This is a genomic window from Novosphingobium sp. PhB57 (assembly GCF_004342985.1).
Lineage (GTDB): Bacteria > Pseudomonadota > Alphaproteobacteria > Sphingomonadales > Sphingomonadaceae > Novosphingobium.
In genome coordinates, this window is record NZ_SMBO01000001.1 from 28,823 (window position 1) to 54,724 (window position 25,902).

21 protein-coding genes are annotated in these 25,902 nt (G+C 66.2%); 18 read left to right on the plus strand and 3 right to left on the minus strand.

The features are described from left to right. Positions 1 to 45: 45 nt before the first annotated feature. Entirely contained in the window at positions 46 to 219 is a 174-nt protein-coding gene (locus tag EDF58_RS25745; protein WP_165921300.1) for a hypothetical protein, read from the minus strand. Between the two features lie 667 nt (positions 220 to 886). Between EDF58_RS25745 and EDF58_RS00115 the strand changes: the two genes are divergently transcribed. The 6 genes from EDF58_RS00115 (at position 887) to EDF58_RS00140 (ending at position 9,251) form a co-directional block, all read left to right on the plus strand. Further along, positions 887 to 1,699, plus strand: a complete 813-nt coding sequence (locus EDF58_RS00115) for a ferredoxin--NADP reductase (protein WP_132261641.1) — start codon at positions 887 to 889, stop codon at positions 1,697 to 1,699. A 94-nt stretch (positions 1,700 to 1,793) separates the two neighbouring features. After that, positions 1,794 to 2,405, plus strand: a complete 612-nt coding sequence (locus tag EDF58_RS00120; protein ID WP_132261643.1) for a TetR/AcrR family transcriptional regulator — start codon at positions 1,794 to 1,796, stop codon at positions 2,403 to 2,405. Between the two features lie 479 nt (positions 2,406 to 2,884). Beyond that, positions 2,885 to 3,286 (plus strand): hypothetical protein, encoded by a 402-nt coding sequence (locus tag EDF58_RS00125; protein WP_132261645.1) that lies wholly within the window; start codon positions 2,885 to 2,887, stop codon positions 3,284 to 3,286. Next, positions 3,283 to 4,572 (plus strand): efflux RND transporter periplasmic adaptor subunit, encoded by a 1,290-nt coding sequence (locus EDF58_RS00130; RefSeq protein ID WP_243653998.1) that lies wholly within the window; start codon positions 3,283 to 3,285, stop codon positions 4,570 to 4,572. Before EDF58_RS00125 ends, EDF58_RS00130 begins: the two co-directional genes overlap by 4 nt. Before the next feature lie 66 nt (positions 4,573 to 4,638). Continuing rightward, positions 4,639 to 7,824, plus strand: coding sequence for a multidrug efflux RND transporter permease subunit (locus tag EDF58_RS00135; RefSeq protein ID WP_132261646.1), 3,186 nt, complete (start codon positions 4,639 to 4,641; stop codon positions 7,822 to 7,824). Between the two features lie 11 nt (positions 7,825 to 7,835). Next, positions 7,836 to 9,251 carry a TolC family protein gene (locus tag EDF58_RS00140; RefSeq protein WP_165921301.1) on the plus strand — a complete coding sequence of 472 codons (1,416 nt, stop codon included), beginning with the start codon at positions 7,836 to 7,838 and terminating at the stop codon, positions 9,249 to 9,251. Between the two features lie 75 nt (positions 9,252 to 9,326). Here the strand turns inward: EDF58_RS00140 and EDF58_RS00145 are convergent, their stop codons facing one another. Together EDF58_RS00145 and EDF58_RS00150 are read right to left on the minus strand one after the other, a co-directional pair. Continuing rightward, entirely contained in the window at positions 9,327 to 11,777 is a 2,451-nt protein-coding gene (locus EDF58_RS00145; protein WP_132261650.1) for a TonB-dependent receptor plug domain-containing protein, read from the minus strand. A gap of 286 nt (positions 11,778 to 12,063) precedes the next feature. Continuing rightward, on the minus strand, positions 12,064 to 13,377 hold the full coding sequence (locus tag EDF58_RS00150; RefSeq protein ID WP_132261652.1) for an MFS transporter: 1,314 nt from the start codon (positions 13,375 to 13,377) through the stop codon (positions 12,064 to 12,066). Positions 13,378 to 13,572: 195 nt separating this feature from the next. On the opposite strand from EDF58_RS00150, the gene cyoA reads away from it, so the two are divergent. The 12 genes from cyoA (at position 13,573) to EDF58_RS00210 (ending at position 25,866) form a co-directional block, all read left to right on the plus strand. Continuing rightward, positions 13,573 to 14,865: a ubiquinol oxidase subunit II gene (cyoA, locus tag EDF58_RS00155; RefSeq protein ID WP_132261653.1), complete on the plus strand. Its 1,293-nt coding sequence runs from the start codon at positions 13,573 to 13,575 to the stop codon at positions 14,863 to 14,865. Between the two features lie 7 nt (positions 14,866 to 14,872). Continuing rightward, entirely contained in the window at positions 14,873 to 16,879 is a 2,007-nt protein-coding gene (cyoB, locus tag EDF58_RS00160) for a cytochrome o ubiquinol oxidase subunit I (protein ID WP_132261655.1), read from the plus strand. A gap of 3 nt (positions 16,880 to 16,882) precedes the next feature. Continuing rightward, a complete protein-coding gene (gene cyoC / locus EDF58_RS00165) occupies positions 16,883 to 17,521 on the plus strand; it encodes a cytochrome o ubiquinol oxidase subunit III (RefSeq protein ID WP_132261656.1) in 639 nt (212 codons plus the stop codon). Further along, positions 17,521 to 17,898: a cytochrome o ubiquinol oxidase subunit IV gene (gene cyoD / locus EDF58_RS00170; RefSeq protein ID WP_207912780.1), complete on the plus strand. Its 378-nt coding sequence runs from the start codon at positions 17,521 to 17,523 to the stop codon at positions 17,896 to 17,898. The genes cyoC and cyoD overlap by 1 nt, the downstream gene beginning before the upstream one ends. 22 nt (positions 17,899 to 17,920) lie before the next feature. Continuing rightward, positions 17,921 to 18,703: an SURF1 family protein gene (locus tag EDF58_RS00175; protein WP_243653999.1), complete on the plus strand. Its 783-nt coding sequence runs from the start codon at positions 17,921 to 17,923 to the stop codon at positions 18,701 to 18,703. Continuing rightward, positions 18,691 to 20,016, plus strand: coding sequence for an ATP-binding protein (locus EDF58_RS00180; RefSeq protein ID WP_132261660.1), 1,326 nt, complete (start codon positions 18,691 to 18,693; stop codon positions 20,014 to 20,016). Before EDF58_RS00175 ends, EDF58_RS00180 begins: the two co-directional genes overlap by 13 nt. Then, positions 20,016 to 20,567, plus strand: a complete 552-nt coding sequence (locus EDF58_RS00185) for a response regulator transcription factor (protein ID WP_132263983.1) — start codon at positions 20,016 to 20,018, stop codon at positions 20,565 to 20,567. The genes EDF58_RS00180 and EDF58_RS00185 overlap by 1 nt, the downstream gene beginning before the upstream one ends. 159 nt (positions 20,568 to 20,726) lie before the next feature. Continuing rightward, positions 20,727 to 21,662, plus strand: coding sequence for a LysR family transcriptional regulator (locus EDF58_RS00190; RefSeq protein ID WP_243654000.1), 936 nt, complete (start codon positions 20,727 to 20,729; stop codon positions 21,660 to 21,662). 111 nt (positions 21,663 to 21,773) lie between these two features. Next, positions 21,774 to 23,006, plus strand: a complete 1,233-nt coding sequence (locus EDF58_RS00195; RefSeq protein ID WP_132261662.1) for an amidohydrolase family protein — start codon at positions 21,774 to 21,776, stop codon at positions 23,004 to 23,006. Positions 23,007 to 23,033: 27 nt separating this feature from the next. Beyond that, a complete protein-coding gene (locus EDF58_RS00200) occupies positions 23,034 to 24,557 on the plus strand; it encodes a bifunctional 3-(3-hydroxy-phenyl)propionate/3-hydroxycinnamic acid hydroxylase (protein ID WP_132261664.1) in 1,524 nt (507 codons plus the stop codon). After that, positions 24,554 to 24,985, plus strand: coding sequence for a heme-binding protein (locus EDF58_RS00205; RefSeq protein ID WP_132261666.1), 432 nt, complete (start codon positions 24,554 to 24,556; stop codon positions 24,983 to 24,985). The genes EDF58_RS00200 and EDF58_RS00205 overlap by 4 nt, the downstream gene beginning before the upstream one ends. Beyond that, positions 24,982 to 25,866: a VOC family protein gene (locus tag EDF58_RS00210; protein WP_132261668.1), complete on the plus strand. Its 885-nt coding sequence runs from the start codon at positions 24,982 to 24,984 to the stop codon at positions 25,864 to 25,866. Before EDF58_RS00205 ends, EDF58_RS00210 begins: the two co-directional genes overlap by 4 nt. Positions 25,867 to 25,902: the final 36 nt, after the last annotated feature.

A 25,902-nucleotide genomic window follows, 5' to 3' on the forward strand; every position in this document is an offset into this window, starting at 1 on the left:
CGCGCAAGGCCGGCGGGTGCGCGGCCCGGGCGCTGGGCCGTCCCGTCAGCGGTGCGCGGCGGCGGAAGCGCGGGATTGGATGGCGCGATCGGTGAACAGGGCCAAGGCCGCCATGGCGCCGCCGGTGAGGCCCGCGGTTCCCATGGCGATGATGACCGGCTGCGCCATGTCGGCGAAGCGGTTGGCGCGGTCCTGGAAGGGTTCGAGAAGGCGGGTCATGGCAGGGTCTTTCGCGGCGTTGGTGGCGAGATCTGTTTCCTCCCTTTCGGCCGTTCAGGGTATTGGGATAAGTTGGTTCGTCTTGTTCCAGTTTCTTGAAGGGTCGCGCCTTGCCTCGCGTCGACGGCGCTGCACGTCAACAGATGCGCGCATGTGTGCTATTGCAAGTCGATAGCAATAATAGTAGTCGCGCCGCTATGTTTGCCGCTGCTGCCTTGCTCCCGGTTCCGATCGATGCCTCCCGCGTCGCCGCACCCGGACGTGGCCGCAGCAGGCGTCTTTCATGCGGAGCGGCGCATGGTGCGTTGAGAGTATTCGCGCCGCAGGCCGCGCAATGTGCGACACTGGCTTTCCCGGATGCCGGGCCAAGTCTGGCTTTCGGGCGTGAAAATGCAATTGCGTTGCAAGCCCGGCGAACCGGGCTACTAGGCGAAACCTCCAAGCCCATGATCCCTTTTCGCCTCTCCCGGCACCGGGCGCTTGCGCCTGCGATTGCATCTGCTATGCGCCGCCAGCGCGCGCATGGCGTGCGGAGGGGCGGCGGCTCAGTCGGTTCCGTAGCGATGCGGAATGCTTCCGGCCCCGCTGAAAGCCTTGACTCTGCGGGCTCGCGCCTGTTTGGGCCCACATGTGAGCTTAGCCACTCTACCACCCGAGGAATGAATTGATGAGCGACGGTCAGGCCGTGATGCCCACTCTTGAACCCACGACGGCCCTTTCGGTCGAGGAAGTTCTCAGCGTCCGCCACTGGAACGAGCACCTGTTCAGCTTCACGATGTCGCGCCCGGCATCGTTCCGCTTCCGCTCCGGCGAGTTCGTCATGCTCGGCCTCCAGGGCGAGAAGCGCCCGCTGCTGCGCGCCTATTCGATCGCCAGTCCTTCGTGGGCCGAGGAAATCGAGTTCCTCTCGATCAAGGTGCCGGACGGCCCGCTGACCTCGCGCCTGCAGCTCGTGCAGCCGGGCGACCAGATCTATCTCGGCCGCAAGCCCACCGGCACGCTCGTCACGGACGCGCTGCTGCCGGGCAAGCGCCTGTTCATGCTTTCGACTGGCACCGGCCTCGCGCCGTTCATGTCGCTGATCCGCGACCCCGACGTCTATGACCTCTATGACGAGATCGTCGTCGTCCACTGCGTCCGCCGCGTCAGCGACCTGGCCTACCGCGAGGAACTGGAAAGCCAGCTGGCCGAAGATCCGCTGGTGGCCGAGCAGGCGCTGGTGCAGCTGACTTATGTGCCCACCGTCACGCGCGAACCCTTCCATACCAGCGGCCGCATCGGCGCGCTGGTGGAAAGCGGCCGCATGTTCGAAGGTCTGAAGGGCGATGCGCGCTTCAACCCCGAGACCGACCGCGTGATGCTCTGCGGCTCGATGGACATGATCAAGGACTTCTCGGCCGACCTCGAATCCTGGGGCTTCACCGAGGGTTCGAATGCCAAGCCGGGCGACTTCGTCATCGAACGTGCGTTCGTAGGTTAAGGAAGCCCCGGCTTCTTCCGTGGCTGTCACGCTTGGTCTATGATCGAGCGTGACACTTTACGGACGGCAGGGTGCTACCTATATACCGACCGGTATGAAATGTTCGGCCCCCACTACGACTCGCGGTCGTCCGCGTGAGTTCGACCCCGAAGAGGCGCTGACGGCGGCGCTTCGGGTGTTCTGGCAGCGCGGCTACGAAGGCGCGTCGATGGCCGAGCTGACCGAGGCCATGGGCATCACCAAGCCTAGCCTCTATGCCTGCTTCGGCAACAAGGAAGCGCTCTTCAAGAAGGCGCTCGACCTCTATGAGCGCGACAAGCTGGCCTATGTCGGCAAGGCGCTGGAAGCCGCCACCGCGCGCGGCGTGGCCGAGCGGCTGCTGGAAGGGGCGATCACCACCCATTGCGGCGGCAGCGATCCGCATGGCTGCCTGGGTGTGATGTCCACCGTCACTTGCACGATGGAAGATCCCTCGATCCGCAACTTCGTCACCGAACGTCGGATCGCCACCGAGGAAGCGCTCATCGAACGCTTCGAACGCGGGAAGACCGAGGGCGATCTGCCCGACACGGTCGATCCGCGCTGCCTGGCCCAATGCCTGACCACGGTGCTCCAGGGCATGTCCGTCAAGGCCCAGGGCGGTTCCTGTGCGCAGGAATTGAAGGGCGTCGTCGATACCTACCTGACGATGTGGCCGGGCCGTTAAGCGGCTTAAGCGCCGAATTCGCGCGCTTTCCCGGGTCATCCTGAACGTGTGTCAGGATGACGCCGCGTAAACGGGCCCTTCGAAAAAATCTCATTCAACCGGCGTTCAGGCCTTGAAATGAGCACTTTCGAACAAATCTTACCAAGCGGTACAGAAAGTCGCTTGACGGGATACTGCACCGCAATATATACCGCTTGGTACAGAACGAGGTAACCCGACTCGCCGCTTGAGGGAGTAGCGGGGGCCAAGTTCCCAAGGGTCCGGTCAACCGGGCCTCCCCTCGGTGCCGCCTGTCCCCGCAGGTGACTCCTAGAATACGAACCTGTGCAGAAGACGTTTTCGGAAGTGCGATTCCGGGGAGTGTCCTTCTGCGTCTCAAGACTTTCCGACGCCCCTTGCGCCGGAGAACCCCGGCGCGCGCCCTTTTTCCCCTCCTGTCCCGAGGGCGCGTGCCGGGCACTTTCCAGGGAGCACGAATCATGGCCTTCATCGACTTTTCCGATGCGGCGCTCCAGGCGCTGCCCGTAACCCGCCCCATTCCCGAGACGCCCCTTGGCGCCGTGTCCGAAATCCTCTCGCGCTTCGAGCGCAGGATCGTCGAACTGGCGCGGGGAGATGGTCTCGAAACGCTCCGGCCGCAGCGCAAGCGCGGCTGGTTCGCCCGCCTGATCTTCGGCCCGCAGCCGCCTTCGCCCACGCTCGCCAACGAGGAGCTGGAAGCGCTGCGCCGCCTGGCGGTCCAGGCCTGGCATCATGGCTACACGCTGCCCGCTTCCGTCATGAAGGAAGCCCGCGCGGCCGGCCACAGCGAAGCCAAGATCGGCGCCGTCATCGATTTTATCGGGCGCTCCCGCGCCCCGTTCCGGAGGCTTGCCGCGTGAATTTCCCCGTATCCCCAGAAACCCTCGCCGCGGCGGAAGCGGAAGCCGAGCTTCCGCGCAGCCGCCCGCGAGGCCGCCCGTCCCGCGGGCGCCAGGCCGCCATTGCCGCCATCGCGCTGGTCGCGGTGGCGGGCATCGGCTGGAAAACCTTCAGTCACTCCGAAGCCGACGCGGCGCCGATGGCGCCTGCCGTCGTCCAGGCCGCCAATCCGCTGATGCGCGACGTGACCGAGTGGGACGACTATGTCGGCCGCTTCGCACCCAGCAAGTCGGTGGAAGTGCGCCCGCGTGTCTCGGGCGCGATCACGCAGCTGTTCTTCAAGGACGGCGATTTCGTCCGCGAAGGGCAGCCGCTGTTCACCGTCGATCCGCGTCCTTACCGCGCCTCGCTGGCCGAGGCGCAGGCCGAAGTGGCCTCCGCCCAGAGCGCGCTCGTCCTTGCGAAATCGGACTATGCCCGCGTCGCCGGCTTGAAGGGTGACGAGGCCATGGCCGCCAGCGAAGTCGACCAGCTTCGCGCCAAGGTCCGCGCTGCCACTGCCGCGCTCGCAGGGGCCGAGGCCCGGGTGCGCCAGCGTTCGCTCGACGTCGAGTTCGCCACCGTGCGCGCCCCGATCTCGGGCCGGATTTCCGATCGCCGCGTGGACGTGGGCAACCTCGTCTCGGGCGAGAACGGCACCGGCGCCACGCTGCTGACCACGATCAATGCCGTCAGCCCGATCTACTTCACATTCGATGCCTCCGAAGCGCTGTTCCTCAAGACCCAGCGCGAGAAGGCCGAGCACAAGGACGCCGCCAACGTCCAGGTCCGCCTCCAGGACGAGGCGGCCTATCGCTGGAACGGCAAGCTGGACTTCACCGACAACGGGCTCGACCCGCGCTCGGGCACGATCCGCGTGCGCGCCGTGCTCGACAATCCCGATGGCTTCCTGACGCCGGGCATGTTCGGCAACATGCGTCTGGCCGAAGGCGGCACGGTCAAGGCCATGCTGGTGCCCGACGATGCGATCCAGTCCGACCAGGCGCGCAAGGTGGTGCTGACGGTGGGCAAGGACAGCGTGGTGGCGGCCAAGCCGGTCGAACTCGGCCCGCTGGTGGACGGCCTTCGCGTCATCCGCTCGGGCCTTGCCCCCACGGACCGCGTCGTCATCTCCAACTACCAGGCCGCCATTGCCGGCGCCAAGGTCAATACCCGCCGCGGCCAGATCGCGGCGGACCCCAAGGCGGCCAGTGCCGTCTCCGGTCCCAGCGCGCCCGTTGCCGCGCAGGCCACGCTCGCCAACTGACATTCACCCATCGGGGGAGCGGTCCTCGACCTGAGTGACCGCTCCCCGTGACAGGGGCATATTCCCATGCGATTTTCCCGGTTCTTCATCGACCGGCCGATCTTCGCAGGCGTCATCGCGGTGATCCTCACCGTGGTGGGTGCGCTTGCGTTCTTCGGCCTGCCGGTCAGCCAATATCCCGACATCGTCCCCCCGACGGTGACGGTGACCGCCCAATATCCCGGCGCTTCCGCCGAAACCGTCGCCGACACCGTGGCCGCTCCCATCGAGCAGGAAATCAACGGCGTCGACGACATGCTCTACATGTCCTCGCAGTCGACCGGCGACGGCAAGGTGACCATCACCGTCACCTTCAAGATCGGCACCGACCTCGATGCCGCGCAGGTTCTCGTGCAGAACCGTGTCGCCATTGCCGAACCGCGTCTTCCCGACGCGGTGCGCGCGATGGGCGTGGTGACGCGCAAGACCTCGCCCGAATTCCTGATGGTCGTGAACCTGCAGTCGCCCGACGGCACGTTCAACCGTGACTACCTGTCGAACTATGCCCTCACGCAGGTCAAGGACCGCCTCTCGCGCCTGAACGGCGTGGGTGACGTGCAGCTGTTCGGCTCGCGCGACTACGGCATGCGCATCTGGATCGATCCCACCAAGGCCGCCGCCATGAACCTGACGGCGGGCGAGATCGTCGCCGCGCTCAAGGCCCAGAACGTGCAGGTCTCCTCCGGTGCGATCGGCGCGCCGCCGTATGATCGCGGCAATGCCTATCAGGTCGGCGTCGAGATGCAGGGCCGCCTGACCACGCCCGAGCAGTTCGGCGACATCGTCGTGCGCACCGATGCCGAAGGCCGCCAGGTCCGCGTGCGTGACGTGGCGCGCGTGGAACTGGGCGCGCAGGACTACACCACCAACACCTACCTTTCCGGCAAGCCCACGGTGGTGATCGCCGTGCTGCAACGTCCGGGCTCGAACGCGCTCGACGCCGCCAAGGCCGTGCGCGCCGAGATGGACGACGTGGCCACGCACTTCCCCAAGGGCCTCGAATACTCCGTCATCTACAATCCCACCGAGTTCATCGGCCAGTCGATCGACGCGGTGTACCACACCCTGTTCGAGGCGGTGATCCTCGTCGTCCTCGTCATCCTCGTCTTCCTCCAGAACTGGCGCGCCGCCGTCATTCCGATCATCGCCATCCCGGTCTCGCTGGTCGGCACCGCGATCATGCTCGCGGCGGTCGGATACTCGCTCAACAACCTCTCGCTGTTCGGGCTGGTGCTCGCCATCGGCATCGTCGTCGACGACGCGATCGTCGTGGTCGAGAACGTGGAGCGCTACATCGAGGAGGGCATGTCTCCGCTGGAGGCCGCCCGCCGCTCGATGGACGAAGTGACGGGCGCGCTGATCGCCATCGTCCTGGTGCTCTGCGCGGTCTTCGTGCCGACGCTGTTCATCACCGGCATGTCGGGCCAGTTCTACAAGCAGTTCGCCGTCACCATCACCACCGCCACGGTGATCTCGCTGGTGCTGTCGCTCACGCTGTCTCCGGCCCTGGCGGCGATGCTGCTGAAGGAACGCCATGCCCTGCCAGAGGGCGCCCCGCGCTGGAAGCGGACGCTGCAAGGCGCCGCGGACAGGTTCAACCACGGCTTCGAACGCATGAGCGAGGGCTATGCCCGCCTTACGCTCACCCTGGTGAAGCGCCCGGTGAAGATGATGGCGGGCTATGCCGCGCTCATCGCCGCCACCGTGGGCCTGTTCTGGGCGACGCCTGCGGGCTTCATCCCGAACCAGGACCAGGGCTACTTCCTCGCCGCGATCTTCCTGCCGCCGGGCTCCTCGCTCAACCGCACGGACGAAGTGACGCAGGAAGTCGCCAAGCGCATCCTGCCGGTGAAGGGCCTGCGCGGCGCGGTGATGTTCGCCGGCTTCCACGGTCCCTCGCAGACCGCCGCGCCGGACGCCGCCGCCATCTACTTCCCCTTCAAGAGCTTCGAGGAGCGGAAAGCTCTCGGCGTGACCTATGAAGGGATCATGGCCCAGGCCCAGGCCGCGATGCAGGGCTACGACAAGGCGCAGGTCCTGCTGATCCCGCCGCCGACCATCAACGGCATCGTCCCCCCGGGCGGCTACCGCATGGTCGTGGAGGACAAGGAAGGGCGCGGTCTGGCTGAGCTTCAGAAGGCTGCCGGCGCGCTGATCGCCAAGGCCAACCAGGCCCCCGAACTGAGCCAGGTCTATACCTTGTTCACCATGAACACCCCGCGCGTCTTCGCCGACGTCGACCGCCGCAAGGCCGACATGCTGGGCGTCTCTCCCGCCAAGGTCTTCGAGGCGATGCAGGTCTATCTCGGATCGTCCTACATCAACGATTTCAACCTGTTGGGACGCACTTATCGCGTCACCGCGCAGGCCGATGCCGAGCATCGCGGATCGACGGCGGACATCGCCAACCTCCAGACCCGCTCGGACTCGGGTGCGATGGTGCCGGTCGGCTCGGTCGCGACCTTCAAGGACCAGACCGGACCCTACCGCGTGGTGCGCTACAACCTGCACCCGGCGGTGGAAATCGACGGCAGCTACGGCAAGGGCTACTCCTCGGGCCAGTCGCTGGCGACGATGGAGAAGATCGCAGGCGAAACCCTGCCTTCGGGCTACGGCACCGAGTGGACGGGTATCGCCTATCAGCAGGCCACCGCAGGCAATACCGCCGGCGTGGTGTTCGGCATGGCCGTGCTCTTCGTCTTCCTGGTGCTCGCCGCCCAGTACGAGAGCCTGACCCTGCCGCTGGCGATCATCCTGATCGTGCCGATGTGCCTCTTCGCGGCGATGCTCGGCGTGAATCTCAGGGGGATGGACAACAATATCCTCACCCAGATCGGTCTGGTCGTGCTGATTGCCCTTGCCGCCAAGAACGCGATCCTCGTGGTCGAATTCGCCAAGCAGGCTGAAGAGGAACGGGGTTATTCGCCGGTGGAGGCAGCCGTCTACGCGGCCCGCACCCGCCTGCGCCCGATCCTGATGACCTCGCTGGCCTTCATCCTCGGCACGGTGCCGCTGGTGATCGCCAAGGGTGCGGGCGCTGAGCTTCGCCAGGCGCTGGGCACGGCGGTGTTCTTCGGAATGACCGGCGTCACCGCCTTCGGCCTGTTGTTCACGCCTACCTTCTATGTCGTCTGCCGCAAGCTGGCGGCCTCCCTGCGGCGCAAGCCTGCAGCGGGTCATCACGCCAGCCACGCGGTCGTGCCGGCGGAATGAAAGGACGCAAGATGTCCCTGAATATCAAATCCCTGGTCGCGGGACTTCTCGCCGCGACCACCCTCTCGGCCTGCGCCGTCGGACCCGACTATGTCGCGCCGACGCCGCCGGCCCAGGCCGCGGCGCCCTTCGTGGGCGTCCAGACCGCCGAAGTCACGGCCGCCGCGCCGGACGATACCTGGTGGCGGCTCTACAACGACCCGGTGCTTGACGGCCTGGTGACCGATGCCCTGGCCGCCAATACCGATGTGCGGGTGGCCGTGGCGCGGATCGAGAAGGCCCGCGCCAGCCTGCGCGGCGCCCGCTCGGACCGCCTGCCGCAGACCGACGTCAGCGCCAGCGGGACATATGGCCGCGTTTCCGAAGCGCAGGCTCTTCCCGGTTTCGATCGGGAAGGGCGCCGCGTGGATGGCCAGCTTGCGGTCAGCTACGAACTCGACCTGTTCGGCCGCGTTTCGCGCGGGGTCGAGGCCTCCCGCGGCGATCTCGGCGCCGCGCAGGAGGATGCCGATGCGGTGCGGGTGACGGTCGTCGCCGATACCGTGCGCGCCTATGTCGATGCCACCAGCGCCGCCGACCAGCTTGGGGTTGCGCAGCGCACGGTGGAGCTGCTCGACCGTTCGGCGCGCATCACCAATGCCCGCTTTGAGCGCGGCCTCAACGAGAAGCTCGACGTGATCCGCGTCACTCAGCTTCGCGAGCAGCAGGCGGCGATGATCCCGAGCCTTCAGGCTGCCCGCGATGCGGCGCTGTTCCGCCTCGCGACCCTGACCGGGCGCACTCCGCAGGACCTGCCCGAGGCGGCGCGGACCCGCACCACCACGCCGGACGTGAGCAGCCCGATTCCCGTGGGAGACGGCGCCACCCTGCTGGCGCGCCGTCCCGACGTGAAGGCGGCCGAGCGCCGTCTTGCGGCGGACACCGCCCGCGTGGGCGTGGCCACGGCCGATCTCTATCCCAAGATCACGCTGGGCGGATCGATCGGCACCACGGCAGTCGGCGCGACCGACATCTTCGGCGGCGGACCGCTGCGCTGGCTGCTCGGGCCGATGATTTCCTGGGCTTTCCCCAACCAGGAAGCGATCCGTTCGCGGATCGGCGGGGCCAAGGCCGATGCCAAGGCCGATCTTGCCAGTTTCGACGGCACCGTGCTGCGCGCGCTGGAGGAAACCGAGACGGCGCTTTCGGCCTATCGCAACGCTCTGCTGCGCAAGGCGCGCCTCGCCTCGGCCCGGGATGCGGCGGAGCGGGCGGCGAACGTCAGTCTGGCGCGCGAGACCAGGGGTCAGATCGATGCGCTCGACGTGCTCGACGCCCAGCGCACGCTGGCCCAGTCCGAAGCCGACTATGCAGCGGCGACCCGCGCCGTGGCCTTCGCGCAAGTGGACTTGTTCCGGGCGCTGGGCGGTAGCTGGCAGGAAACCTGACGGGCTTCGCGGCCCAAACGAAAGGGGGCGGCAAGGTGATGCCTTGCCGCCCCCTTTTCGTATCGGCCGTTACGGTCAGCGCGAGCCGAACGCGTAGCGCACGTTGATGCCGAATTCGCGCGGGGCCGTGGTGGTCACGCCGGTATACGTGCTCGTGGCCGTGGCGCCCGTCGGGCCGGTGAAGACCGGGCGGCCGGTGGCGGGGTTGAACTGGCCCGCGAAGCCAAGCTGCTGATAGGCCGTGAACAGCGGGTTGGTGCGGGTGAGCGTCTTCGTCGTGTCGAAGACGTTCTTGGCGTAGAGACCGATTTCCCATGCCCCGTCGCCCGAGCGCAGGCCCGCGAAGAGGTTCACCAGGGCATAGTCGCTCACGTCGTCCCAGGCGTTGCCGGGATCGCCCTGCGACTTGCCGGTGTAAGTCAGGAGGCCGCGAAGGTAGGCATCGTTGCCGCCGAAGGCCGGGAACGAATATTCGCTCTGCACGGTGGCCGAGAAGGGCGCCATGAACGAGGCCCGCTGCGAGACGTTGCAGGCGGCGATGTTGTTGGCGCCGACAGCGGCCTGGAGGTCCGCCAGCGAGGGCGCGCTGGTGGTCGCATCGGGCACGCCATCGCCGTCCAGATCGTTGCACGGCACGCTGCCGCCCTTGATCTTGCCCAGCGAGTAGCTGGCCGAGGCGTTCAAGGTCCAGCCCTGCGTAATGTCGAACGAGACGTCGCCTTCGACACCGTTGACCTCAACCGGCACGGCGCCGACGAAGTTGAAGTTGTTGACCTGCTGGGCCAGCCCGGTGACCGCACCCGTGGTGGGATCGCGCAGGGCGACGGTGTTGACGTAGAACACACCCGAACCCGGCACGCGGTAGGGGTAGTTCTTGAACTTCTGGTGGTAGCCGGTGAGGTTGAAGCGCAGGCGGCCGTCCATGAGCGTGGACTTCAGGCCGATTTCATAGGATTCCGAGGTTTCGGCCGGCAGGTGAAGGAACGAGTTTTCCAGCGGCGAAGGGGTGATGTTGAAATCGCCCACGACATTGATGCCGGGCCGCCAGGAGCTGCCGGTGGCGGCGTAGATCATCAGGTCAGGCGTGAAGTTGTGCTTGATCGACCCGCTGTAGATCCACTTCTTCGCCTTCTGCGCATTGTTGGAGATCGTGGCGCCGTTGACGATCAGCTGGCTCTCGTCCTTGTAATCGATATGACGCGCGCCCCCCGAGATTTCGGTAGCATCGCCGATATGCACGGTGAGGTTGCCGAAGATCGACTGTTCGTGAGTCTTGCCCTGGCTGGTGATCGGCGTCTGCACGACTTGCGCAATGCCGCCGCCGAAGGCCGCGGGCAGGGCCACGATCGTCGGGTTGGTCAGGTCCGTATGCGGCTTGTTGTGGCTGTCGAAGAAGCCGGCCACATAGTCGACCATGCCGAACAGGCGCGCTTCGTTCTGCAGCCGGACTTCATGCGATTCCGAGGTGGAGCGGGTATCGGTGATCTGGTCGACATTGCCGGCAAAGGCGTTGCCCTTGTCGAAGTTCTCCGTCGAGTGGATCTTCTGGGTATAGTACTGGCCCTGATAGATCAGGCGCTGGCCCCAGCCGCTGGCTTCCGCGCGCCAGTTGTAGACATCGAAGGCCTGGTTGACGAGGCGCGGGCTCTCGTAGTTCGAGAGGCGGTCCTTCGACGAGATGTAGACCGGGCTGGGTGTGGCGTCCGGATTGACCTCCGAGAAGGAGGCGATCTGGTCGTAGCTGCGCTGGTCGCGGTCGAGGCGCTGGTACATGCCTTCGAAGCGGAGCCAGTCGGTGGGCGTGACGAGGCCGGAAATACGGCCGCTCTTGGTGCGCGACCAGGGATCGCGGTTGGTGTAGATCGAGCGGACGCGGTCCAGCTCGTTCTCATCCCAGACGCCGGCGGCGCGGATCGCGGCGATGCCCTCGATCACGGGGATGTTAAGGCCGGCCTTGATGTTCTGCGTGCCGATGTCGTTGGCCGTCATGTCCACGAAACCGCCCAGCGAATAGAGGTCGGGCTTCTTGGTGGTGACGGTGATCGAACCCGAGGGCGAGGCGCGGCCGCGCAGCGTGCCCTGGGGGCCGCGCTGCACTTCGATCTGGCCGATGTCGTACATCTGCTGCAGCACGATGCCGGCAGTGATCGGCGCGTCGTTCATGTAGAATTCGACGGTGGGGTTGTTGCCGCTGGCGTTCACGTCGAAGTTGACGCCGCGCATCTTGGCGTTGCCGCCGATGCCGTTGGCATTGGTGTCGAGCTGGAGACCCGGCGCCAGCGTCGAAACTTCCTTGAAGTCACGCAAGTTGAGCTTGCCGATCTCGTCGGCGGTGACGGTGTCGATCACGGCGGGAACGTCCTGCACGTCTTCGTCGCGGCGACGGGCCTGGACGATGATGACGTTGGCTTCGTTGGCCGACACCGCATCGGGCGCTTCCTGGGCCAGGGCAGGGGCAACCCACCCCAGGCCGCACATACCCGACAGGCCCGCCGAACACAGCATCAGCTGCTTGAACGCACGCATTGACTCTCCCTCCGATTTCTTTGCTCTTGATTGGGAGAATGGGTGCTTGCGCGAGGCCCTTTTTGTCAAATGAAATGGCTTCATTTCTGACAAACTACGGCATGGCGTTATTTGAACACTCGCCCAAATTCTCGCGAAGCCGCTGAAATCGCCCGATTCGCTCTTGTGCCGGGGTCTGGTCGGGCTTGGGAGATTGTCCGCCGCAACGAAAAGGGGGCGCCGAAGCGCCCCCTTGCCGATCGATAGGGTGGCTGGCCGCCGAAAGCGGCCCGCCATGGGCAGCCGATCAGTTACGGCTGGCCAGTTCCTTGTTCAGCCAGAGCGCCGCCAGGGTGGCGATCGCGCCGGAGAGCAGGTAGCCGCCCGAAGCGATCAGGCCCCAGTGGCTGGACAGCAGCAACGCCGCCAGCGGGGCGAAGCCGGCGCCGAACAGCCAGGCCAGATCGCTCGTGAGCGCCGAGCCGGTGTAGCGATGCTCGCTGGCGAAGGCCGAGGCGACGACGCCCGAGGACTGCCCGAAAGCGAGGCCGAGCAGGATGAAGCCGATGATCATGAAGGCGATTTCGCCTGCCGGACCGGCATCGAGGAGCTGCGGCGCGAAGCCCGAGAACACCGCGATGGCGACGGCGCAGCTGCCCAGCAGGTTACGGCGTCCGAAGCGGTCGGCAATGCGCCCCGAAGCGATCACCGCGACGACGCCGAAGGCGGCCGCGAGCGCTTCGATCAGCAGGAAGCTGATCGGCGAATCGGGCGTGAAGAGGAACACCCACGAGAGCGGGAACACGGTGACCATGTGGAACAGCGCGAAGCTGGCGAGCGGGGCGAAAGCGCCCAGAACGATGGTCTTCCACTCGTTGCGGAGGGTGGCGCCGACGCTGACCGGCTGAAGGTCGCGGCTGGCGAACAGGTTCTCGAACTCTTCGGTGACGACGATGCGAAGGCGCGCGAAGAGCGCGACGACGTTGATCGCGAAAGCCACGAAGAAGGGATAGCGCCAGCCCCAGTCGAGGAAGTCGGCGGCGGGGAGGGCGGCGATCATGAAGGCGAAGAGCGTGGAGGCCACGATCAGGCCGAACGGCGCGCCGAGCTGCGGGATCATCGCATACCAGCCGCGCTTGTGCTCGGGCGCGTTCAGCGCGAGCAGCGAGGCCAGGCCGTCCCAGGTGCCGCCAAGGGCGAAGCCCTGGCCCAGACGGAACAGGCAGAGCAGGACGATCGCGGTGTTTCCGGCCGATTCATACGAAGGCAGGAACGCGATCGCCGCGGTGGAGCCGCCGAGCATGAACAGTGCGATCGTCAGCTTGGTGCCGCGGCCATAGGCGCGGTCGACCGCCATGAAGATCAGCGAGCCGAACGGGCGGGCCACGAAGGCCAGCGCGAAGACCGCGAAGGAATAGAGCGTGCCGGTCAGCGCGTCGACGAAGGGGAAGAACAGCTTCGGGAACACCAGCACCGAGGCGATGGCGTAAACGAAGAAGTCAAAGAACTCCGACGTTCGGCCGATGATCACGCCGATGGCGATTTCACCGGGCGACGGCTGGTGATGCTCCTTGAACGTCGGCAGGCCCAGGGCTTCGCGGGGCTGGGGGATGCTGGTCATTTCGATTCTGCGGCCTTCGTTTCGGGTCCGCGCGCGGCCGGCCCTGGATAAAGCCTGCCGGATGCGGACGAATCAAGGCGGGCGCGCGAAACGCCCGGCTACATGGTGAGGCCCTATCGTCATTGATGGCCGTCAAGGGGATTGGACAAAATGTCCTATGTTCGCACTCGCGGCATGAGCCTAGGCGCTCCACCCATGCGCCCACCCGAGTCCAGACCGAAGCCGCGGCAGCTGACCGCGCTCGCCAAAGTCCTTGCCGCCTTGTCCCTGACTGGCGCGCTTTCCGCTTGTAACACCGTCGTGCTGAACCCGGCCGGCGATGTCGCGCGTCAGCAGGGTGACCTCGTCGTCATCTCCACGCTGCTGATGCTGCTGATCATCGTCCCGGTCATGGCTGCGACGGTCCTGTTCGCGTGGCGTTATCGCGCGTCGAACAAGGAGGCTGTCTATCAGCCGGACTGGGATCACTCGACCCAGCTCGAACTGCTGATCTGGACGGCCCCGCTGCTGATCATCATCTGCCTGGGTGCGCTGACCTGGGTGACCACCCACCTTCTCGATCCCTACCGCACCATCGGCCGCATCGACGCCACCACCCCGGTAGCCGCCAATGCCAAGCCGCTGGAAGTCGAAGTCGTCGCGCTCGACTGGAAGTGGCTGTTCATCTATCCCGAGCAGGGCGTGGCCACCGTCAACGAGCTGGTCGTGCCGACCGGCCGTCCGCTCCAGTTCAAGATCACCTCTTCGAGCGTGATGAACTCCTTCTACGTGCCCGCCATGGCCGGCCAGATCTACGCGATGCCGGGCATGGAAACGCGCCTGCACGCCGTGGTCAACAAGCCGATCGAAACCGTCGGCTTCTCGGCCAACTACTCTGGCGCCGGCTTCTCCAACATGCGCTTCGCCACGCATGCCGTCACCGAGGCGGACTTCGCCAAGTGGACGGCCGACGTGAAGGCCGGTACGCCTGCCACGAACGGCGAGACCGGCGGCAATCTTGACCGCGCCGCCTATCTCGAGCTTGAAAAGCCGAGCGAGAAGGTCCCGGCCACGCGCTACGCCACCGTCGCGCCCAACCTCTACGACGCGATCGTCGACATGTGCGTCGAGCCCGGCAAGATGTGCATGAGCGAAATGATGGCGCTCGACGCGCGGGGCGGCCTCGGCAAGGCCGGCATCCGCAACGTCGAGATGCTCGCTTACGACAAGCACGGCCGCGAAGCTGCAGCCACGGCCAATGCCAACCCGAACGCGGCCATCCAGCGCGAGCTGGCCTGGGTTCGCGCGCTCTGCCGCCAGATGCCGGGCTCCGCGCCCGACAAGACGGTCAAGGCGCCCGCCAACCTGCGTTCGCTGACCGGTGCCGGCATGGCGGCCCCGCAGTCGCTGCCGCTCTTCGGCAAGGACGAGCAGGCGCTCTCCGCACCGAAGGGCGAGCCTGTGGCCGCCAACGAAGCCGCGCACTCCTCTCAGATTTCCCGGAACTGATAGAACAATGGAAGTTGTAGACCATTCGCACTGGAGCCCGCTATTGGGCCGCCTGTGGTGGGACGCCATGCCACAGGAACCGATCGTGCTCGCCACGTTCGTCGTCGTCGCCCTTGGCGGCGCGGCGCTGGTGGCGGCGCTGACCTACTTCAAGCTCTGGGGCTATCTCTGGAAGGAGTGGTTCACCAGCGTGGACCACAAGAAGATCGGCATCATGTACATGATTCTGGGTCTCATCATGTTCCTGCGCGGCTTCGCCGACGCGGTCATGATGCGTATCCAGCAGTCGATCGCCTTCAACGGCAACGAGGGCTACCTCAACGCCCATCACTACGACCAGATCTTCACCGCCCACGGCGTGATCATGATCTTCTTCGTGGCGATGCCTTTCGTCACCGGCCTGATGAACTACATCGTGCCGCTGCAGATCGGCGCGCGAGACGTCAGCTTCCCGTTCCTGAACAACTTCAGCTTCTGGATGACGACGGCAGGCGCCGTGCTGGTCATGGCCTCGCTGTTCATCGGTGAGTTCGCGCAGACCGGCTGGCTGGCCTATCCGCCGCTGTCCAACCTGGCCTACAGCCCGTGGGTCGGCGTAGACTACTATATATGGGCCTTGCAGATCGCCGGTGTCGGCACCTTGCTCTCGGGCGTCAACCTGATCGCCACCATCGTCAAGATGCGCGCGCCGGGCATGACTATGATGCGCATGCCGATCTTCACCTGGACCGCGCTCTGCACCAACATCCTGATCGTCGCCGCCTTCCCGGTGCTGACGGCCGTGATGACCATGCTCACCGTCGACCGCTACCTGGGCTTCAACTTCTTCACTAACGACTTCGGCGGCTCGCCGATGATGTACGTGAACCTGATCTGGATCTGGGGTCACCCGGAAGTCTACATCCTCATCCTGCCCCTGTTCGGCGTCTTCTCCGAAGTCACCGCCACCTTCAGCGGCAAGCGCCTGTTCGGCTACTCGTCGATGGTCTACGCGACGCTGGTCATCACTATCCTCTCGTACCTCGTCTGGCTGCACCACTTCTTCACGATGGGTTCGGGCGCGAGCGTCAACTCGTTCTTCGGCATCACCACGATGGTGATCTCGATCCCGACCGGCGCGAAGCTCTTCAACTGGCTGTTCACGATGTACCGTGGCCGCATCCGGTTCGACCTGCCCATGATGTGGACGGTGGCCTTCATGCTCACCTTCACCATCGGCGGCATGACCGGCGTGCTCCTCGCGGTGCCGCCTGCCGACTTCGTGCTCCACAACTCGCTGTTCCTGATCGCCCACTTCCACAACGTCATCATCGGCGGCGTGCTGTTCGGCATCTTCGCGGCGATCAACTTCTGGTGGCCCAAGGCCTTCGGTTTCCGCCTGAACGAATTCTGGGGCAAGGTCAGCTTCTGGCTCTGGGTCCCGGGCTTCTGGTTCGCCTTCATGCCGCTCTACATCCTCGGCCTGATGGGCGTGACCCGCCGCATGCGCGTGTTCGACGATCCGTCGATCCAGATCTTCTTCATCATCGCCGCCTTCGGCGCCCTGATGATTGCAGGCGGCATCGGTGCCATGCTCGTCCAGTTCGCCGTGTCGATCTGGAAGCGTGAGGAACTGAAGGACGAAACGGGCGATCCGTGGAACGGCCGTACCCTGGAATGGTCGACCTCGTCGCCGCCGCCGGAGTACAACTTCGCCTTCACGCCGATCGTCCACGACATCGACGCCTGGGAAGACATGAAGCGCTGCGGCGTGGAGCGTCCGACCACCGGCTACCGTCCGATCCACATGCCCAAGGGCACCGGAACGGGCCTGATCCTGGCCGGCCTGTCGACCGTCCTCGGCTTCGCGATGATCTGGTACATCTGGTGGCTCGCAGCCGTGTCGTTCCTCGGCGTGATCGGCTACGCGATCTTCCATACCTTCAACTACAAGCGCGATTACCACATCCCGGTCGAGACGGTCGAAGCGACCGAGGCCGCGCGTACGCGCCAGCTTGCAGCCGCAGGAGCCTGATCGATGACTGCGACTGCAATCAAGACGGAACTGTCCCAGCCGCAACTTCAGGCCGCCTTCTACGACCTGAACGAGCACGACCATCCCGAAGGCGGCAGCACCATGCTGGGCTTCTGGATGTACCTGATGAGCGACTGCCTCATCTTCGCGATGCTGTTCGCCGCTTACGGTGTGCTCGGCGGCAGCTTCGCGGCAGGGCCGGGACCGAAGGACCTGTTCGAACTGCCGCTGGTGGCGGTGAACACGGCGATGCTGCTGTTCTCCTCGATCACCTACGGCTTCGCCATGCTCGCCATGGAAAAGGACAAGAAGGGCGCGACGCAGCTCTGGCTGCTCGTGACCGCCGTGTTCGGCGCCTCGTTCCTCGCGATCGAACTCTACGAATTCGCCAACCTCATCCATGAGGGCGCGACGCCGATGCGCTCGGGCTTCCTCACCGCGTTCTTCTCGCTGGTGGGCACGCACGGCCTTCACGTCACGTTCGGCCTGGTCTGGCTGTTCACGCTGGTCGTCCAGATCGGCAAGAAGGGCCTGATCCCGGCCAACAAGCGCCGCCTGATGTGCCTTTCGCTGTTCTGGCACTTCCTCGACGTGATCTGGATCGGCGTCTTCACCTTTGTCTATCTCATGGGAATGCTGTGATGAGCGACCACGTTCACCCCAACCACCATCTCGACGACGATCACGGCAGCCACGGTTCGCTCCGCGACTACGTGATCGGCTTCATCCTCTCGGTCATCCTCACCGCCATTCCGTTCTGGCTGGTGATGACCGGCGCGATCGCCGACAAGTCGACCACGGCCCTGGTCGTCATGGCTTTCGCCGCGGTGCAGATCGTGGTCCACATGATCTACTTCCTGCACATGAACACGAAGGCCGAGAACGGCTGGACAGTCATGGCGCTGATCTTCACGATCGTCATTCTCGTGATCACGCTTTCCGGCTCGCTTTGGGTGATGTACCACCTGAACCACAACATGATGCCGATGACCGCCCACGACATGGGCCAGTTGCCCTGACTCTCGTCGTGATCGAGGCGAAATGAACGATACCAACCTGACCGAAGCAATGCGGACAGTAACGGATCAAGCGGAAGCGCGGCGGCCCTGGGGGCTCGCCGCGTTTCTGTTGCTGGCCTTCGCGATGTTCGCGGCGCTCGGCGTGTGGCAGGTGCAGCGCATGCACTGGAAACACGCGCTGATCGCCCGTGTCGAGGCCCGCATCCATGCGCCTCCGGTCGCAGTTCCTGACGATGCGCGCTTGAACGACGCCGGCGCGACCGGCGAGGGCAGACGCGATCTCGATTACCTGCGGGTGAGGATTTCCGGCAGCTACGAGGCGGGGGCAACCTCGCTCGTGCGGGCGGCCACCGAACTCGGCACCGGCTACTGGACCATGACGCCGATCAGGACCGCCGAGGGTCGGCAGGTCTGGATCAATCGCGGCTTCGTGCCCGCCGGTACCCGGCGGGAGGCCGCTGCGGCCACGACCCCGCCGGGCCCCGTCGAAGTAACCGGCCTGCTTCGCCCCACCGAGCCGGGCGGCAGCGTGCTCCAGTCCAACCAGCCCGCCGCCGACCGCTGGTATTCGCGCGATGTGAAGGCGCTGGCGCGGGTGCGCGGGATCGGCGCGGTCGCACCGGCCTTCATCGACGCGCAAGTCGAGCAGGCCGCCCCGGTGGAGGGCCTGCGCCCGGTACCCGGTCTCACCCAGGTCCACTTCCCCGACAGCCACCTGAGCTATGCGCTGACGTGGTTCGCCATGGCGGCCATGTCGGTCATGGCGCTGATCTTCGTCTGGCGGCGCGGGCGATGGACCGCCTGATAGAGCTGTTCGCCCCGCACGGACTGCCCGGAGGATCGGCCAGCCGCGCCAATGTCGTGCTGCTCACCCAGCTTCGCTGGACGGCGGTCTTCGGCCAGCTGGCGACGATCGTGATCGTGTCGCAAGGGCTGGGCGTCAAGCTGGAGCTGGCGCCGCTGCTGCTGGCGCCGCTGCTGCTGATCGTGGTCAACCTTGCCTCCGCCAGCGTGGTGCTGCGGCGGCGGGACTTCACGCAAGGCGAGCTGTTCTCCGCGCTGATGGTGGACGTGATCGCGCTCTGCTGGCAGCTTTACCACAGCGGCGGCGCGACCAATCCCTTCACTTTCCTGTTCCTGCTCCAGATCGTGATCGCCGCGGTGATCCTCGACTTGCGCTGGAGTTCGCTGGTCGCGATCAATGCCTGCCTCTGCATGCTGCTGCTGACCTATTTCTACGTGCCGCTGCAATTGCCCGAGCGCTACGCCCAGCATCCCTTCGAACTCTACATCTACGGCAGCCTGTTCTGCTTCGTGCTGGCGGCGGTGCTGCTGATCGTCTTCGTGGCGCGACTGGACTTCACACGGCGCGAGAGCGACGCCAAGATCGCCGCGCTGCGCCAGCAGGCGGTGGAGGAAGACCATATTATCCGCATGGGCCTGCTCGCATCGGGCGCGGCGCATGAACTGGGCACGCCGCTGTCGTCGATCTCGGTGATCCTGGGCGACTGGGCGCGCCAGCCGGGCATTGCCGACGATCCCGACATGGCGGCCGACCTCGCCGACGTGCGCCGCGAATTGGCGCGCTGCAAGAACATCGTCAGCGGCATCCTGATGTCGGCCGGCGAGATCCGCGGCATCGACCCGGCCGTCACGACCCTGCGCGGCTTCCTGGGCGAGATCGTGGAGGAATGGCGCGCCCGCATGCCCGGCGAACTGCGCTTCATCGACCGCATCGAGGAAGACCGCTCGATCGTGTCCGATCCCGGCCTGCGGCAGGTGATCGGCAACGTGATCGACAATGCCGTGGAAGTCTCGCCCGGCCTCGTCGTGATCGAGGCGCGGGTGGACCATGGCGGGCTGGTCCTGACCGTCAGCGATCGTGGACCCGGCTTCGCGCCCGACATGCTGCCGCGGGTCGGCCAGCCTTATGCCTCGACCAAGGGGCGCGACGGCGGGGGGCTGGGGCTGTTCCTGGTCGTCAACGTGATCCGCAAGCTCGGCGGCAAGGTTGCGGTCGACAATCTCGCCGATGGCGGGGCAAGGGTGCAACTTGCGATTCCCCTTGCTACACTGGCCTACGAGCCCAGGAAGGGCGAGGATACAGCCGGGGCATGATGACGGAAACAGTTGCGAACGAGCCCGGCGGTGCCAGCTTGCTGATCGTCGAGGACGATCCCACTTTCGCGCGCACCTTGCGCCGGTCCTTCGAGCGGCGCGGCTACCGCGTCAGTTCGGCGGGCAGCCCGGACGAGGCCGAGACGCTGAGCGTGGACGAAGTCTTCGATTATGCCGTGGTCGATCTCAAGCTCGGGGCATCCTCGGGGCTGGCCGTGGTGCAGTCTCTCCACGCCCGCTCGCCGGGAACCCGCATCGTCGTGCTGACAGGCTATGCTTCGATCGCGACCGCGGTGGAGGCGATCAAGCTCGGCGCCTCGCACTATCTGGCCAAGCCTTCTAACACCGACGACATCGAGGCCGCCTTCACCAGCGGCGAGGGCGATGCGAGTGTGCCGGTCGACGGCCGGCGCAGTTCGATCAAGACGCTGGAGTGGGAATATATCCACCGCACCCTCGTCGAATGCGAATTCAACATCTCCGAGGCCGCCCGCCGCCTCGGCCTCCATCGCCGCACGCTCGCGCGCAAGCTGGAGAAGCGGCAGATCTAGGGCGCGTTGATCGCGTCGCGGAACCGGGCTCGCCGTCCCGGCCCTTTCAGGTTCCGTTTCTCGACAGCAGCAGCAATCCGTTCGGCGGGAGGGCGGCCAGGAGAGCGGCGAAGTCGAAGCCGCCGCAGGGTCCAGCAGGGCCGACGAGAGGAACACTGAATGACGGACGAACCCGCTTCCTCCCTGCCGCTGGCGCGCATGCCGGCCATCGATCCCCGCGCCCTGATGACCTTTCGCATCGTCTGCGAGACCGGCTCGATCAGTGCCGCCGCGCGGATGCTGAACCTTTCGCAGCCCTCCGTCTCCAACACCATCGCCCTGCTGGAGCGGCGGCTCGGCGTCGTCCTGTTCGAGCGGCGGCGTGGCGGCATCGTGCTCACCCGGGAGGGGGAAGTGCTGCGCCGCCCGGCAGAGGCCATGGCGCGGCTGCTGTCCGACGCGGTGAGCGATGTCGAGCATGCGCGCCATCGCATAGCGGGGCCGCTGCGGATCGGCGGCACGCCCGGTGCACTGCTCACGCTGCTGCCCGGCGCGATCTTGCGCGTCGAGCAGGCCGTGGGCGACTTTGCGCTGAGCGCGGTGGAGCGGCCCGACGAGCAATTGCTGGACATGTTGCGCAAGGGTGAGATCGAACTGGCCTTCGTCACCACCCGCATCCAGAACGTGCCTTCCGATGTCGAGGAAGTGACCTCTGCCCGCGATCCCTTCGCGCTCATCGTCGGTCCGCGCCATGCGGACCTGGGCGACAGCGTGTCCCTGCGCGATGTCGAGCATTATCCCTGGGTCCTGCCCGAGGCGCGCGGCGCCTTTCGCCGGCAGGTCGACGCGCTGTTCATCGCCGCGGGCGTCTCGGTGCCGCGCACCACGATCCGCTGCGATTCGCTGCTCACCACCCGCGCCATCGTGCGCGAGACGGACCGCGTCACGGTGCTTCCGCGCACGGTGGCGCTCGACGGCGCATCCGACGGATCGATCCGGGCCATCGCCATCAAGGAAGCCGTGTTCGAACGCAGCGTCGGCGTGCTGCGCCTCGCTCGGCGGAGGCTCTCTTCTTTGGCGGAAGCCATGCTGGAGGCCTTGCCCGTCGTTCCATAGTTTGCGCCTATGGCAAATAGAAAACTCATTATTTTACTTGAGGGCCAATAGGGGGCAAAACCTCTCTCAAGCCGGCAACCGGCCGAACGACAAAGCGCGGGAGAGAGAGCGATGCGGACCCTGATCCGCCAGGTTTCCATTTTCGACGGCACCGGCTCCGCGCCGCAGGCCGGTGCGGTGCTGATCGAGGGCGAGCGCATCCAGCGCGTGGCCCTTGGCGCAGACGCGCTGGCGGGGGAAGCGGCCGACACCGTGATCGATGGCCACGGCATGACGCTGATGCCCGGCCTGGTCGACTCCCACACGCACCTCACCTGGGGGTCGTCGGTCGAGAAGATCTATCACCAGTTCATCCTCCCGGCCGACGAGCTGAAAGTCGCTGCCTGGCGCAATGCGCGGGTGCTGCTGGACCACGGCTTCACCTCGATCTACTCGGCCGGCGCGCTGGGCGACATGATCGAACCGGAACTGGCGCAGGCCATTGCCGCCGGCGAGACGCCCGGGCCGCGCATGGTGCCCTCCACCCTCGAACGCAGCCCGGAAGGCGATGAAGGCATCGACACCGGCGACGTGTTCAACGGGCGCGGGCCCGAGGCGATGCGCAATTTCGTGGCCTACTGCAAGGACGAGGGCGTCCAATCGATCAAGCTGGTGGTTTCCGGAGAGGACGCGCTCAAGCCGAACTCGGCGATGGACGTGCTCTACACCCGCGAGGAACTGGAAGCCGCCGGAGAGGCCGCGCGCGATGCCGGCCTGTGGATCGCCGCGCATACTTATTCCCCCGAGGCCATCGGCCTCGCGCTCGATGCCGGCGCGCGCGTGCTCTACCACTGCTCCTTCGCGGATGACGCCACCGTCGATCGCATGGCGGCCGACAAGGACAAGTTCTTCTACGCACCCGGTCCCGGCGTCTCCATCGCCGCGATCGAGGCCAATCCGCCGCCGCATGTCGACATGACGCACATGAAGGCCAGCGCCAACGTCCGCATGGGCCTGGAAGGCAAGCTGGTGCCCGAACTCAAGGCACGCGGCGTGCGCATCCTGACCGGCGGCGACTATGGCTTCCCGTTCAATCCGCATGGCCGCAACGCCCGCGATCTGGAGCACTTCGTCCAGCATTACGGCTTCACGGCTGCCGAGGCGCTGCGCTCCGCCACCCAGTATGGCGGCGAGCTGATGGGGCTTGAGGTCGGGCTGGTGAAGGAAGGCTGGCTGGCCGACCTGCTGCTGGTCGACGGCGATCCCACGGCGGACGTCGCGATCCTGCAGGACAAGGACCGGCTGAAGATGATCATGAAGGGCGGCGTGCTCCATAAGGCGCCTGCCGAGATCGAACCGAGCTGAAGACCAGGTTTATTAAGGGCTTACAAGATGTCGTACGACGTGGTTGTCGTAGGCTGCGGCCCTGTGGGCGCGCTGGCTGCGAACCTTCTCGGCCTGAAAGGGCTCAACGTGCTGGTTCTCGAACGGGAACTGGAACACTATCCGCTGCCGCGCGCGGTCCATCTCGATCATGAGATGATGCGGCTGTTCCAGTCGGCCGGGGTGATCGATCGGGTGGAAGGCGACATGATCGCCACCGACGGCCACCTGCATGTCGGCGCCGACCACGGGGTGATCCGCTACATGGGCACCGTGGGCAAGCCGCGCCCGTTTGGCTGGGCCAACGACTACTTCTTCTACCAGCCCGAACTCGAAGCGCACTTGCGCGAAGGCTTTGCAGGCAGGGACAACGTCGAACTCGTGCTCGGCGCTACGTTCCTCGGCCTGACGCAGGACGAGCGCGGCGTCACCGTCGACTATAGCGAAGACGGTGAAACGCGCAGGGCCTCGGCCCGCTGGGTGATTGCCTGCGACGGCGCCCGCAGTTCGGTCCGCAAGGCGCTGGGCGTCGGACTGGACGATCTCGATTTCGAGGAGCCCTGGCTCGTCGTCGACGCCGAGGTCGAAGGGCCGGTCGCGTTCCCGCCGCTCTCCGGCGTGCCCGAGGGGGCGGACCTCCAGCGCCTCTCGGTGATGATGTGCGATCCCTCGCGCCCCGCCACCGTGGTTCCCGGCCGCCGCGACCACCGTCGGTGGGAGTTCATGCTGCTTCCCGGTGAAGACGATGTCGCGATGTCGGCACCGGATAAGGTGGCCGAACTCGTCGGTGCGTGGATGGCCGATGTGCCGCACAGGATCGTGCGCGCCGCGACTTATCGTTTCCACGGCCTCGTCGCGCACCAGTGGCAGGTCGGGAACGTGTTCCTCGCCGGTGACGCCGCGCACCAGACGCCGCCGTTCTTCGGGCAGGGCATGTGCCATGGCCTGCGCGATGTCGCCAATCTGGCGTGGAAGATGGACGCAGTGGCCAACCACGGCGCCGACGCTGCGGTGCTCGATAGCTACCAGCCCGAGCGCGACCCGCATGTCCGCGCGGTGATCGGTGCTGCCGTTGCCGCCGGGCGCTACATCTGCGAACTCGATCCCGCCGAGGCCTCTGCGCGCGATGCCCGCATCCGCGAGGAAGCGCGGCAGAAGTCCGGCGAGACCGCGCATGACCTGATCCCGGCGATTGCCGAGGGCGTGGTGCTGCCCGGCACGACCGGCGCGGGTGCGCGCTTCGTGCAGCCGGTGCTCGCCGATGGCCGCAAGCTCGACGACCTTACCGGCGGCGACTGGCGCCTGTTCGTCCGCGACGATGCGGTGCCGGGCAGCGTAGAGGGCGTAACCCGCATCGCCGCCAGCACCTTGCCGGACAATGGCGCGGTGACCGCATGGCTGGATGACCACGGCGTCGATGCCGTGCTGATCCGCCCCGACCACTACGTCTTCGGAACCGCCAGCCACAGCGCCGAAGACCTGCTTGCCGCCCGCGCGGCGCAGCTTTTCAGCCATCAGGAGCTTGCCGCATGACTCTCACGCTGGCTCAGGCCCAGACCATCGTTACCGCCACGCTTGCCGAAGCGCGCGCCCGGGGTGCCAAGCAGCTCGCGGTGATCGTGCTCGACGCAGGCGCCCACCCGGTCGCCTTCGCGCGCGAGGACGGGGCGAGCCTCTACCGCTTCGATATCGCCAAGGCCAAGGCCGAAGGCGCCGTGGGCATGGATGCGGACACCGCCGTCCTGGCCGAGCGGGCCAAGGGGAATCCGGTGTTCTTTCAAAGCGTCACCGCTGCCGTCGGCGGCCGCATCGCGTTCTCCCCGGGTGGGGTGGTGATCCGCGATGCCGCCGGCACTTTGATCGGCGCCGTCGGCGTCAGCGGTGACACCGGCGAGTGTGATGCCGACTGCGCCCGCGCCGGCATCCGCGCGGCGGGGCTCTCTCAGGAGACAGAAGCATGAAACTGCGCAGCATCGAACTGGCGCTACCCGATCCGGCCGCCGCCGCCGCGTTCATGACCGAAATCTGGGGCATGGCCGCCGCTGAACCCAAAGGCGATACGCAGTACCTGCGCGGCTCCGGCCCGTTTCCCTACCTCGTCGCGTTCGAGAAGTCGGAGGACGAATTCGTCCGCTCCACCACGTTCGTCTGCACCGCCGAGGAACTGGAAGCCCTGAAAGCCCGCGTCGCTGCCGCCGGATGGACTGCCAGCCCGACCACCAGCGAAGATCTCGGCGGCGGGCAAGGCGTGCTGGTCGAACTGCCCGAAGGCACGATCCTGCGCTTCCTCGTCGATGCTACCGAAGTCGAACCGATCGCCGGGCGCGATCTGCCGGTGAAGCTCACTCACGTCGTTTTCAACGCCGCCGATGCCGAAGCCTGCGGCGATGCGGTAGAGGATGTGCTGGGCTTCCGCGTGTCGGACCGCACCAAGGGCATGGTCTTCGTGCGCTGCAACGACAGCCACCACTCCACCGCCTTTGCCCGCGCCGGCTTCGCCTCGCTCAACCATGTCGCCTTCGAGATGGAGGACATGGACGCGGTGATGCGCGGTATCGGCCGCTTGCGCGATCATGCGCTGGTGCCCGCCTGGGGCCCCGGCCGCCACGGGCCTGGCGCCAATGTCTACGCCTACTTCATCGCCCCGTTCGGCCCGGTGATCGAATTCTCGACCGCCGTGGAGAAAGTGCCGGAGGACTACAAGGTCGGCGCGCCGGACGACTGGACTTGGCCTGCGGGTCGCATCGACCAGTGGGGCATCTCCGACAAGGATTTCGATGGCCTTCGCCGCGCCGAGGAACGCTTCCGCTTCCGCCGCGACTGGGAAGCCGCACCGCTCTGACTATTTGACCGCCACCGCGCGAGACGCGGGGGCAGG